The organism is Sphaerochaeta sp. S2 (assembly GCF_016406725.1).
Taxonomy (GTDB): Bacteria; Spirochaetota; Spirochaetia; order Sphaerochaetales; family Sphaerochaetaceae; genus Sphaerochaeta.
Genome location: NZ_JAEKNT010000037.1, coordinates 1 through 12,114, shown reverse-complemented (window position 1 = coordinate 12,114; position 12,114 = coordinate 1). Strand labels below are relative to the sequence as shown.

Sequence of the window (12,114 nt, the reverse complement as noted above, 5' to 3'; positions counted from 1 at the left end):
CCAATGAGTAGACCGCGATGTTTGAGGAAGCCATATCATTTGCCGTGGGCAAATCTATTAACTTCCGCTCAGCATCGTAAAGCTCATACACCTCTGGGTACTCCCTATTGGTGAAGAGTATCTTATCATTGCTTGGAGCATAGATGCTCAACTCCCCTTCCTTCTGCTGGAAGTACGTAAGATCATCTTGGGCATACTGCCTCTTGAGCTCCCTGGAGTACATCATGGAAGTGTTTGCCAGCCACTTGGGATAGTCTCCCTCGACCACCCCATAGGCATCCAACTCCTCAACTTCCAACGGGTACGCATCCAATCTTGGGGAAAGCGAGAGAGAGATTCGCTCGGCTCGATCAGCAAACTCCTGCATATCGGCAAAAACGCCTTTGATGAGTTCGCTCTCCTTCTGGGCATCCACGGTTACAACAATGACACCACTGTCCGCCATTCCCTGGAAATCAAAATAGGGAACCTCCTTCCTTGCCGTTGTGGCACAGGAAGAGAGGAAGAGCACCAAAAGAAACCCGATAGGAACCAGCCTGGCAAAATGTTTCATCACGTTTAATCCTTCTCTACTTGCAACCTCACCATATGGTCATTGCAATCAATACCTTCTCCTGTCAGTGTACCAGAGCGCAAGGTATTGGACAACGTCTCCTTTGCAATGGTTTGTCCATGCTGGTCAAAGACCCGCTGAATCACCTCATCACCATCATAAGTCAGTACAATCCGGTCAGATACGGCAAACCCACTCTCTTTTCTGAGGTTCTGCACAGAGCGAATGATATCACGTGCAATTCCCTCATCTGCGAGTTCCTGGGTAACCTTGGTATCGAACCCTACGGTTAGCGATCCATCATTCAGTACCTTTACACCTTCCATTTCAGTCCTCTGGACAATGATTTCATCCTTGGTGATTGAAATCTCGCCATTGCTGTAAGAGAGTGTGTGTGGTGTGCCGTCAAGGATGGAAGCGATCTTCTCTCCATCGAAATCAGCAATCATGGATGCAACTTCCTTCATATCCTTGCCCAGGGATTTTCCCAGAACCTTGAAGTTGGCCTTTGCACTATACTCTACAAGAGAGGACTCATCAGATTGCAGATGCACTTCCTTGACATTCAGTTCCTCTGCAATGATTGACTCCATGCTTGCCAGAATTTCCCGTTCATCCTCTTCCCGGTCGACGAGGAAAAGCTTCTGCAGAGGCTGACGAATCTTCAGGTTGTTGGAAGCTCTCAGCGATCGACCCATGGCAATAGCCTTCTGGGTCAGGGACATCTGACTTTCAAGCGTCCAATCCCTCTGTCTCTCATCATAGTCAGGATACATACAGAGATGCACACTCTGAGCCATATCTCCCCGTTTCAAGTTCTGGTAAATCTCCTCACTTGTAAACGGAATGATCGGGGCCACAACCTTGATGAAGGTCATCAGGACCTTGTAGAGGGTATCATACGCCTGCTTCTTGTCCGTATCGTTCTCACCCTTCCAGAAGCGCCTTCGGCTTCGGCGGATGTACCAATTGTTCAGGTCATCGATGAACGGAACAAAGGATGCACACGCCTTCTGGATATCATAGGCATCAAAAGAATCGGTGGCAGTCTGCACGAATCGTTGGGTTGCACTGGTAATCCAGCGGTCCATCGGGTTCGTAAGATCCTCAAAGGCTGTTTCAGATGGTTCATACCCATCAATATTCGCGTAGGTTACGAAGAATGAGTAGGCATTCCAGAGAGGGATGATCAAGGTCTTGAGTACTTCCTTTACCGACTCCTCACTGAACTTCAGATCCTCTGCACGAACGACAGCACTATTCATCAAGGCAAAACGAAGACTGTCTGCACCGTAGGCGTTTACAATCTCCATCGGATCGGTATAGTTGCGTTCACTCTTGCTCATCTTCTTCCCATCGGCTGTCAGAACAATGCCGTTGGTGATGCAGTGGGTAAACGCTGGTTTCTCCCAGAGTCCTGCTGCAATAACCGTCAAGGTATAGAACCAACCACGAGTCTGGTCCAAGCCTTCACAGATGAAGTCAGCGGGGAAGTTATTTTCAAAATACTCTTTATTTTCAAATGGGTAGTGTTGCTGAGCATAGGGCATGGAACCCGATTCAAACCAGCAGTCAAGGACATCGCCGATACGGCGCATCGTTCCCTTGCCGTCAGGACTTGGCCAGGTCAGATCATCAACATAATGCTTATGCAGATCTTCAACCTTCTGCCCACACTTTGCTTCCAGCTCTTCCCTGCTTCCGATTACCTCTAGATAGTCACTGCCATCGCACTTCCAAACCGGGATCGGGTTCCCCCAGAACCGGTTCCTGCTGATTGCCCAATCACGAGCTCCCTCAAGCCATTTGCCAAATCGGCCATACTTGAGATGTTCAGGCATCCAGTAAATCTGCTCATTTGCATCAAGCATGTGTTTCTTGATCTTCTGGATGTCTACAAACCAGCAACTCATGGCACGGTAGATCAACGGCTTCTTGGTACGGTAACAGAAGGGATACGAGTGAAGGTAGTTCTCCCTCTTCACCAGCAGCTCATGCTCCTTCAGATAAGAGATGATATCCTTATCTGTATCCTTGACGAAACGACCAGAGAAGTCCGGCACCTCATCGGTAAAACGGCACTCCAAATCAACAGGGCAAACAACAGGAATGTCTGTTCCTTTGAGCACCTGATAGTCATCTTCACCGAAACCGGGTGCTGTATGGACAATACCACAACCATCTTCGGTGGTTACATAATCACCCATCACACAGACAAAGGCGCCCTGCTCCTTGAGATCTGCAAAGTATGGGAACAAGGGCTTATAACGCATACCTTTATAGAAGGTACCCTTCTGCTCATCAACAATCTCATAGGTTTCCTCGTCCTTGTAGTAATGATCGAGGCGTGCTTTACCCAGGATGTAGAAATTCCCATCACTCTTATCCTTGACCTTCACATAGTCGATGTCTGGACCAAAGGCAAGCGCAAGGTTGCTTGGAAGCGTCCAGGGTGTAGTCGTCCAAGCAAGGAAATAGGTATTCTCCTGCCCATCAGCTGCAAATCGAACGGTTACAGCCTGATCCACGACATCCTGGTAACCTCCGAGGTTAACCTCGAAATTTGAGAGAGGACTTGCCAAGGCTGGGCTGTATGGAAGGATATTGTACCCCTCATAGATATAGCCCTTCTCAAAGAGTGTCTTGAATACCCACCAGATGGACTCCATATAGTTGGTATCCATGGTGCGATAGCCATGCTCCCAGTCAACCCAACGTCCCATGCGATTAATCGTCTGTTTCCACTCTTCGGTGTATCGCAAGACGATTGAGCGACATTGCTCATTGAACTTGGCCACACCATACTCGGTAATCGCAGAGTGTCCGCTGATGCCCAGCGTCTTCTCCATCTCATACTCAACAGGTAGCCCATGACAGTCCCAACCGAAACCACGTCTGACCCGTTTGCCTTTCATGGTCTGATACCGGGGAATGGCATCCTTTATGGTTCCTGGAACCAGATGCCCAAAATGGGGAAGCCCGGTCGCAAACGGAGGTCCGTCGTAGAAAACGTATTCATTCTCTTCAGACCGCGTTTCGATTGATTTCTTGAAAATATCCTCTGTCTCCCAAAAAGAGAGAACGTTCTCTTCCATCGCAGGAAAGTCCACTTTGGTGGTTACTGGACGAAACATACACACTCCTTCAACTTGCCCTTATCGGGTTATCGCATAGATGTCATTCTATTCAGAATACGTGTTCATGACAACCTTTGTGACTGGTTTTTCCGTTGACCTTCTTCCGTTGTCGCGATACTGTCTTGTTATGCAGCAATTCCCAATTCCATCTGTGATCCAGAGGTTCTCACAACAGTTCAAGCAAGCAGGTTTCAGCCTCTATATTGTAGGGGGTGCCGTTCGTGACCATCTGCTGGGTATCAGCAACGAGGACTTCGATTTTACCACCGATGCAAAACCAGAGGAGGTCATGAGCCTCTTCAAGGCTGTCATCCCCACTGGCATTGACCATGGCACGGTCACGGTGCGTTACGAGAAACACAGCTTCGAGGTAACCACCTTCCGCAGTGAAGGTTCCTACCAGGACGGAAGGCACCCCAGCAGTGTGACCTTTATCACGAATCTTGAAGAGGACCTGAAAAGACGTGACTTTACCATTAATGCCTTTGCGGTTGACTTGAATGATAGCAAGATCATCGATCTTTGTGGGGGAAAGAAGGATCTGAAAAATAGGATCATCAGAGCAATTGGAAATCCCGAAGAACGATTTGAGGAAGATGGACTGAGAATCCTGAGAGCATGCCGCTTTGCAGGCAAGCTCAATTTCATCATTGAAGAAGATACCCTCAAGGCCATGCATACCTGCAGGGAGAATCTTCTAAATGTAAGCAGCGAACGTATCCGTGAAGAGCTCTTCAGGCTTGTACTCTCCGATCATCCCGAGGTGGGACTCAACTACATGAGGGAGTGTGGCATATTGCCAATTATTCTTCCCGAACTTGCAGCAGGAGATCAGATTGACCAGAAGGGTATGCACCATGAGGATGTACTCTCACATGCCATCACCACCTGCCAAGCTTCCGTAGCCCTCTCAGACCGTCTGGAGGTACGCCTTGCCGCCCTTTTCCATGATATTGGAAAGAGTGAGGTGATGGAAGAAGGAGCGGAACGCAACACCTTCTACAACCATGACCTGGTTGGAGAGAAACTCACCATCAAGGTCATGAGACGACTGAAGGCAAGCAATGAGCAAATCCGTCTTGTCAGCCTCTTGGTTCGCCATCATATGTTCAGTTACCAGAGCAACTGGAGTGACAGCGCTGTCAGGCGCTTTCTCACCCGTGTAGGCAAGGAACATGTGGGCATGCTCTTCAGCCTTAGGATAGCTGACCAGATAGCCATCCATGGAAAGGCAGATATCAGATTGCTTGAGGAATTGGAAGAGCGGATCAAAGGTATCCTTGATGCCCAGGATGCCCTGTCCATCAAGGACTTGGCCGTGAATGGCAATGATTTGATGAAGGCGGGAATCCCTAAGGGAAAACAACTTGGGAGAACCCTTGATTACCTGTTGGAAACTGTACTTGATGATCCCGCTCAGAATACGAAAGAACAACTATTGGAGATAGCAAAAAACTATCAGTCCTTTTCCACTTTTACCAGCTGATCGTAGGCAAGCTTTGCTGCACGTTGTTCGGCCTGTTTCTTGTTTCGTCCCTGTGCAGGACCAAAAACCCGGCCATTTACATCCACTTGCATGAAAAAGGTAAAGTCATGTTCAGGCCCGGTCTTCTTGATCAGTGTATAGGTAGGAACCATGCGCCATCGCTTCTGCATGTATTCCTGTAATGCTGTCTTGTAATCACGATGATAATCATCTTCCAGCACTGCCCTGATCTGGTTTTCCAGGTACCGCATAATAAATTTCTTTGCGGCCTCGAACCCACTATCAAGATAACAGGCTGCAAAGATTGCCTCCATGCAGTCAGCGAGCAAGGCTTTTTTATTCCTTCCTCCACTGTTCTCTTCCCCTTTCCCGATAAGTAGATATTTATCAACATCAAGGGAACGAGCGATCATGGCAAGACTATCCTCACTGACTACGATGCTCTTGATTTTTGAGAAATCTCCCTCCGCTTTTGCAGGAAGATTTCTAAAAAGCCAGTCCGCTACACACATACCAAGCACACTATCACCGAGAAACTCCAAACGTTCATTGGTGTCCACTAGTTCGTTGGTTTCGTTGGCAAAACTACGGTGTGTGAATGCAAGATTGAGCAAGGAGAGATCATTGATCTCCATCTCGCTCTTTTCAATGAATAGAAGAAGCTCCCGCTCTCTTTCTGATGAGATTGCGGGAGCTCTCTTGAAGAGGCTACTCTCCATAGACAGGGAAATCCTTACAGTTGTGCGGAAAGGAAGTCGACTGCGTCCTTAACGGTTTCGAACTCGTTGGCTTTCTCATCAGGGATGGAGATGCCAAGCTCTTCCTCGATAGCGTATACCAGCTCATAGGTGTCTAAGCTGTCTGCGCCAAGATCCTTTCTGAAGGAAGCGTTCATGGTAATTTTGCCTTCATCAATCTCGAGCTTCTCTGCAATCAATGATTTAACTTTTTCAAATACTTCTTTGCTATCCATTATCTAACTCCTCTGATCGTCGTATTTATTTATCCTGCAACTCAATGACCTGCACGCCGCGGTAGAAACCGCACTTCGGGCAGACACGGTGAGGAAGAACCATATTTCCACAGGTGCTACAACGAGAGAGTGTCGGGGTTGCAAGACGCATGTTAGCAGCCTTTCTTGATGCTGCGCTTGCTTTGGAAGTCTTATATTTCGGTGTTGCCATGTTGATAACCTCTTACACTATGCTAATTTTTGACACGTAAGGAAGAATAACGGAAAAGCACTAAAGCGTCAACAACTTGATTCGATTTCTCATCATTTGTACGACAAGTGGGGGTACCATTGGGGAGATATCGGCCCCATAGGCCGCCATTTCCTTGATTGCACTACTTCTCAGTTGAAAATATTTAGGACTTGTCGGCATAAAAAGTACCTCCAAGTCAGGATTTAGCTGCTTGTTGGTCATCGCCAATTCAAACTCATACCCAAAATCAACCAAAGCTCGGACTCCTCGTACCATGACCCCTACCCCATGCTCACGGGCAAAATCGACGACCAGCCCACGATAACTCACCACTTCGATGTTTTCATGTTCCTTGAGAATATCCTTGAGCATGTCCATCCTCTCATCAGCGGTAAACAGACACTGCTTCTGCACATTGTCGGCAACCACCACATAGAGTTTCTCAAAGAGATGGGAAGACCGCTCGATGATATCGATATGTCCGTTTGTGGGTGGATCGAAAGAACCGGGAAGCATGGCAATACGCTCTTTTCTGTTCATTTCTTGATTTCCTCCACGTATTGCTTCATCTTGGCAAAAGCCTCAGAGCTTTCCCAAGCAATCTTTTTTGCAAAACTGAACGATCCATTCTCTTCCTGGTTCACTACAGCAAAGGTTCCTTTGCCGATATAGCTGACTTTCTGGGAAGGTGAAAGCTTCTCTTGTTCCCGGATCTGATTAAGAACACAATCAAAATGACAGAATCCCCCATCAGGATGGGTAAGGGCACTTGCAATACCATCTATGACTTCTCCACAGAGCACACAGGTCTCCTTCGGCTCAAGAACCTTCCTTACAGGAAGTTGGGGAAGATTACTGTGATAGGGTTTACGCTGTTCAGGGAGTAGATTGCTCTTACCACTACCCTTCTTTGCCTTTTCCTTGGGAGAACCCTTGGCCTTGGACTGCTTCTTGGAACGGGTACGTCGTTTTTGCCGTCCCTGGGTCCCTGTTTGTTTCTTTTCCGTTTCCATTGCCTACCTCGTGTCTGCAAGACTATCCTGTTTTTCCGCCAGCGACAAGCACTCAGGATACACAGAAAGGGACGACTGCACGCCGTCCCCTCCAGATATTCGCTTGGTAAACGCCTTAGGCGTTCTTTCTGCGGATGAGCTCTTTGACTTTCGCCTTCTTGCCCACCTTCTTGCGAATGTAGTAGAGCTTAGCTCTTCTGACACGACCTCTGCGAACAACCTCGATTCTTTCAACACGAGGTGAGTGCAAGGGGAAAATTCTTTCCACACCTACACCGTAGGAAATCTTACGGACCACAAAAGTCCTGCGAATTCCACCATTGTTCTTTGCAATGACCAGGCCTTCAAACACCTGGACACGTTCGTTGGTGCCTTCAACAATCTTGAAAAACACTTTAACGGTATCACCAACGCAGAAGTTCTCTGCATTTTCCTTCATCTGTTCCGACTCAATAGCCTTAATTACATCCATCGTCTCCGGTCCCCTTCGCACTATGTTCTTTCAATGCATTTAAAATCTTTCTGGAGTTCACATCAAGTGATGCCGTCTCCAACAAATCCGGTCGGTTCAACAAGGTCTTTTCCAACCGTTTCTGTAGTCGCCACTGGCCAATTTTGGCGTGATGCCCGCTCAATAATACATCAGGGACATCTTTTGAGCAATAGGTCTCAGGCCTTGTATACTGGGGATATTCAAGTAATCCACCGTGAAAACTCTCTTCACTGAGTGAATCACTACTAATCACACCGTCAATCAAACGGTATACAGCGTCTATGATTACCAAGGTGGAAACCTCGCCGCTGCTGATTACATAATCCCCGATACTAATCTCGTCATCAACATATAGGTCAATCACCCGTTGGTCAATACCTTCATAATGGCCACAGATAAAGACCAGTTCATCTTCCTTGCTCAGCTCTTCGGCATAGGCTTGACTTAGACGCTTTCCAGAGGGGGAAGCATATACCACCCGCTTCTCTTTTGCCTTGATGGAATCGAGCGCCTTGCAGAGGGGATCGCATTTGATCACCATTCCAGCGCCACCACCATAGGGAACGTCATCACAGCTTTGATGCTTGTCTGTCGCAAAGCTTCTGAAGTTTACGAACTCATACTCAACTGAACCGCTTTGCACAGCCCTCTTCATGATCGAGTTTTCGAAAAACCCTTCCAGTATTTCTGGAAACAGGGTGACTATCTGAATCTTCACGCGAGAATCCAGGGAGTCTTTAACTCAATCGTCCGGTCCTCCAGGCTAACTTCGCCGATGAATTCCTTGAGATATGGAACCATATACAAGGAACCATCTGGGCTACGGACTTCAAGCATCACAGCCTGTGCACCATCGACACTACTGACGACTTCAGCCAAATGCTCACCATCATGCACCAAAGCACAACCGATAAGATCAGCAACGTAGTACTGGCCCTTTTTCAAAGGGGCTGCCCATTTTCTGGGAACCATCAGATGTCGACCATTAAGCACCCTTGCATCCTCGGGATTACCAAACCCCGCGAATTTCATCAAGGGCTGTGAACCCATCATGCGAAAACTTTCTATAGAGAAAGTTTGCTCTGATCCATCCTTCGCACGCAACACAACCTCCTTGATTTTCGCAAGGTAGGCACAGTCATCATTGTGAGGGTGAATTTTCACCTCACCGTTCACTCCAAAAGGAGCTTTTACGGTAGCAGTCCAGAGCAACTCTTCCATATGTCAGTCCAGTATTTCCAGCACGGCACGCTTGCCACCCTTGGTGGCTGAGGCGCTCAGGATGGTCCTGATCGCCTTTGCAATACGGCCTTGCTTGCCGATCACCTTGCCGACATCCTCGCTGGCTACCTTCAGCTCAAGAATCGTGGATTTTTCACCCTCGATCACATTGATACTGACCTCGTCAGGGACATCAACTAGTGATTTTACAATGTATTCAACAAGATCTTTTTCCACAACCATCTCCTGGAAGTTATTCCTGGACAGTTCTGGTCACCGTCACGCCATTCTTATTGAGCAGGGCTCTTACGGTATCGCTGGGCTGTGCACCCTTGGCGAGCCAGTCCTGAATCTTCTCAACTTTCAAGATAACCTGCTGATCTTTCTCAGCCAGAGGATGGTACTGACCAACCTCATCGAGGGTCCTGCCCTGGGTCTTTGCCCTGGAGTCCATCACCACGATACGGTAGTCAGGTCTCTTCTTTGTACCAAATCTCTTCAGTCTCATGCTTGTGCTCACGTCAATTCCTCCTACGAATTCAACTCTACATACCCATCTGTTTAAGCATTGCAGCCTGGTATTTTTTATTTTTTGCTAACTTCTTCATCGTAAGTCGCATTTTCTCAAACTTTTTCAGCAAACGATTTACGTCAGAAACGGTGGTTCCGCTTCCTTTTGCAACACGTTTACGTCTTGTCGGTCCCATTATATGGTAATTCGCTCGTTCCGCATAGGTCATTGAAAGGATAATTGCTTTCTCTCGACGAATTTCCTCTGTATCAATGTCATCTTCGCTGACCTGACCCTTTGCACCGGGAATCATTTCCAGGAGCTGGTCGATCGAACCCATCTTATCCATCGAGTTCAATTGGTCAAGGTAGTCTTGCAGATCGAAGGTGTTCTTTGCCATCTTCTCCTGCATGCGAATTGCCTCATTCTCATCGACAACACTCTGTGCTTTCTCAACAAGTGAGACAATGTCGCCCATCCCGAGAATTCGACTTGCGATACGGTCTGGATAGAAGGGATCAAGATCCTCGATCTTCTCACCAACACCAATGAACTTGATCGGTTTGCCCACAACAGAACGAAGGGAAAGTGCAGCACCACCACGTGTGTCACTATCGAACTTGCTGAGTACAACCCCGCTGATCCCAACTTTCTCCTGGAACTCCTTGGCGATGGTGACAGCATTCTGTCCGGTCATTGCATCAGCAACAAAGAGTGTCTCATCAGGGGAAATTGCATCGCGGACCTTCTGGATCTCATCCATCAGGGTCTCATCAAGGTGCATTCGTCCACTGGTGTCGACAATCAACACATCTCTCTGGTCTTTCTTTGCCTGTGCAAGGGCTGCCTTGGCAACTTTTGCTGGGTTCTTCTCCCCTTCAATACTGAATACGGGGACCCCTACTGCCTCACCAAGAACCTGGAGCTGCAGGATAGCAGCCGGTCTGACCAAGTCTGCAGCAACAAGCATGACACGACGGCCTTCTTTTTTCAGTCGTGAAGCCAGCTTGGCTGATGTGGTGGTCTTACCAGAACCCTGGAGCCCCATCATCAAAATGACGCTGGTTGTATCAGGGCCCTTGAGCAGAAGCTTCTGGTTCTCCTCGTCCCCAAGCAGAGCGACCATCCGATCGTAGACAATCTTCACGAATTGTTGACCAGGGTCGACAGCCTTGAGGACTTTCTCCCCTGTGGCTTCTTCCATGGTCCCATTGATGAAGCGTCTGACAACCCGAAGGTTCACGTCAGCGTCCAGCAAGGCCATCTTGATTTCTTCGACGGCTTCCTGGACGTTCTTCTCTGTTATCTTGGACTTTCCGGCAAGACTGCGCATGATGCCGGAGAACTTATCGCTTATTGAATCAAACATTACCTTACTCTATTGTCGTTTTCGCTCAAGTTACATCTTATACCGTACACCAGACTTTCCTGTCAAGGAGTGGTGCAAAATGCAACCTATTCTTCTATGGTAACCAGCTCCTGGTCGTCATTGAGGATTACATCCTCGCCGGCCACATTGCCGATCTTGTAACTGACCATACTGGAAACCCCTGGTTCCATCTGGGTTACCCCTAAAAGGGTTTGGCTTCCCATGACGGTGTGCTTATTGTGGGTGATGATGATGAACTGGCTCTTCATGGCAAATTCATCCAATACGGAGAGAAAATACCCGATATTCCGATCATCAAGTGCTGCGTCGATCTCATCAAGGACACAGAAAGGAGAAGGCTTTACCTGATAGGTGGCAAACAGCAGTGCTACAGCGGTCATCGACCGCTCCCCTCCACTCAAGAGCGAGAGGTGGGTAAGCTTCTTCCCCGGAGGTTGAGCCAGGATGTCAATGCCACTCTCCAGGACATTGTCAGGCTCCACCAACGTGAGCTCAGCCTTACCCCCACCAAACAGACGACGGAACATCTCCTGGAAGTTATGGGCAATCTGCTTATAGGAAGCAATGAAAAGTTCTTCACTACGGGTCTTGATCTGGGTAATGACGGTATCCAGATCATTCTTGGCCCGGTAAAGGTCATCCAATTGCTTACTCAGGAAATCATATTGTTCCTTAACCTCCGCATACTCTTCTTCCGCCATCTGGTTGATGTATCCCATTCCATCAATCTTCCGTCTTACTTCATCCAGGCGGCTTTTCAGTACAGGGATATCGGGAACTTCATCTTCCAGACGATTCTCGAACTCCTTCAGGCTCTTGCCGTAGTTCTCAAAGAACGTGGTGTAAACTCCGGTGATATTGGTGGCGAGCTGGTCGATTTGCAGTTCCAGCTTCTCTTTCTCTGTTCGGAGGGTTTGCAGCTGTTCATATGAGGTGTTCTTCTGTTCCTGCTTGTCCCGGATGATTCTGCTCTGTTCATCTATGACTACAACCAGATCCTTGAGCTCTGCATTCAGGACTGCTATCCGCTCTTTTATCTGTCCTACTTCAGCTTCAACACTGCGGATATCTTCCTGTGTTTCATAGATTCTCTCCTGGGCTGTCT

General features: G+C 48.0%; 13 protein-coding genes and 2 pseudogenes. 1 reads left to right on the top strand and 14 read right to left on the bottom strand.

Annotated elements, in window-relative coordinates; genetic code table 11:
• Nucleotides 1-553: pseudogene (locus JF818_RS00960) on the bottom strand (lipoprotein); the annotation flags it as partial.
• A 5-nt stretch (nt 554-558) separates the two neighbouring features.
• The gene (ileS, locus tag JF818_RS00955; RefSeq protein WP_198890124.1) at nt 559-3,687 is read right to left on the bottom strand and encodes an isoleucine--tRNA ligase; all 3,129 of its coding nucleotides are present in this window, start codon (nt 3,685-3,687) and stop codon (nt 559-561) included.
• Nucleotides 3,688-3,817: 130 nt separating this feature from the next.
• On the opposite strand from ileS, the gene JF818_RS00950 reads away from it, so the two are divergent.
• A complete protein-coding gene (locus tag JF818_RS00950) occupies nt 3,818-5,176 on the top strand; it encodes a CCA tRNA nucleotidyltransferase (RefSeq protein ID WP_198890123.1) in 1,359 nt (452 codons plus the stop codon).
• Here JF818_RS00950 and rnc read toward each other — a convergent pair.
• The 12 genes and pseudogenes from rnc to JF818_RS00890 all read right to left on the bottom strand — a co-directional run.
• A complete protein-coding gene (gene rnc / locus JF818_RS00945; protein ID WP_198890122.1) occupies nt 5,149-5,895 on the bottom strand; it encodes a ribonuclease III in 747 nt (248 codons plus the stop codon). The genes JF818_RS00950 and rnc overlap by 28 nt on opposite strands.
• A gap of 14 nt (nt 5,896-5,909) precedes the next feature.
• Nucleotides 5,910-6,149, bottom strand: a complete 240-nt coding sequence (acpP, locus tag JF818_RS00940; protein ID WP_198890121.1) for an acyl carrier protein — start codon at nt 6,147-6,149, stop codon at nt 5,910-5,912.
• Nucleotides 6,150-6,174: 25 nt separating this feature from the next.
• Nucleotides 6,175-6,360, bottom strand: a complete 186-nt coding sequence (gene rpmF / locus JF818_RS00935) for a 50S ribosomal protein L32 (RefSeq protein WP_117331298.1) — start codon at nt 6,358-6,360, stop codon at nt 6,175-6,177.
• Nucleotides 6,361-6,420: 60 nt separating this feature from the next.
• Nucleotides 6,421-6,921 (bottom strand): pantetheine-phosphate adenylyltransferase, encoded by a 501-nt coding sequence (gene coaD, locus JF818_RS00930; RefSeq protein ID WP_198890120.1) that lies wholly within the window; start codon nt 6,919-6,921, stop codon nt 6,421-6,423.
• Nucleotides 6,918-7,394 (bottom strand): hypothetical protein, encoded by a 477-nt coding sequence (locus tag JF818_RS00925; RefSeq protein ID WP_198890119.1) that lies wholly within the window; start codon nt 7,392-7,394, stop codon nt 6,918-6,920. The genes coaD and JF818_RS00925 overlap by 4 nt, the downstream gene beginning before the upstream one ends.
• Before the next feature lie 115 nt (nt 7,395-7,509).
• Nucleotides 7,510-7,866, bottom strand: coding sequence for a 50S ribosomal protein L19 (rplS, locus tag JF818_RS00920; protein ID WP_198890118.1), 357 nt, complete (start codon nt 7,864-7,866; stop codon nt 7,510-7,512).
• A complete protein-coding gene (trmD, locus tag JF818_RS00915; RefSeq protein WP_198890117.1) occupies nt 7,853-8,605 on the bottom strand; it encodes a tRNA (guanosine(37)-N1)-methyltransferase TrmD in 753 nt (250 codons plus the stop codon). Before trmD ends, rplS begins: the two co-directional genes overlap by 14 nt.
• A complete protein-coding gene (gene rimM / locus JF818_RS00910) occupies nt 8,602-9,108 on the bottom strand; it encodes a ribosome maturation factor RimM (RefSeq protein ID WP_198890116.1) in 507 nt (168 codons plus the stop codon). Before rimM ends, trmD begins: the two co-directional genes overlap by 4 nt.
• Before the next feature lie 3 nt (nt 9,109-9,111).
• Nucleotides 9,112-9,345 carry a KH domain-containing protein gene (locus tag JF818_RS00905; RefSeq protein WP_198890115.1) on the bottom strand — a complete coding sequence of 78 codons (234 nt, stop codon included), beginning with the start codon at nt 9,343-9,345 and terminating at the stop codon, nt 9,112-9,114.
• A gap of 16 nt (nt 9,346-9,361) precedes the next feature.
• Nucleotides 9,362-9,616 (bottom strand): 30S ribosomal protein S16, encoded by a 255-nt coding sequence (rpsP, locus tag JF818_RS00900; RefSeq protein ID WP_198890125.1) that lies wholly within the window; start codon nt 9,614-9,616, stop codon nt 9,362-9,364.
• Nucleotides 9,617-9,653: 37 nt separating this feature from the next.
• Entirely contained in the window at nt 9,654-10,988 is a 1,335-nt protein-coding gene (gene ffh, locus JF818_RS00895; protein ID WP_198890114.1) for a signal recognition particle protein, read from the bottom strand.
• Between the two features lie 86 nt (nt 10,989-11,074).
• Nucleotides 11,075-12,114 (bottom strand): annotated as a pseudogene (locus JF818_RS00890) (AAA family ATPase); the annotation flags it as partial.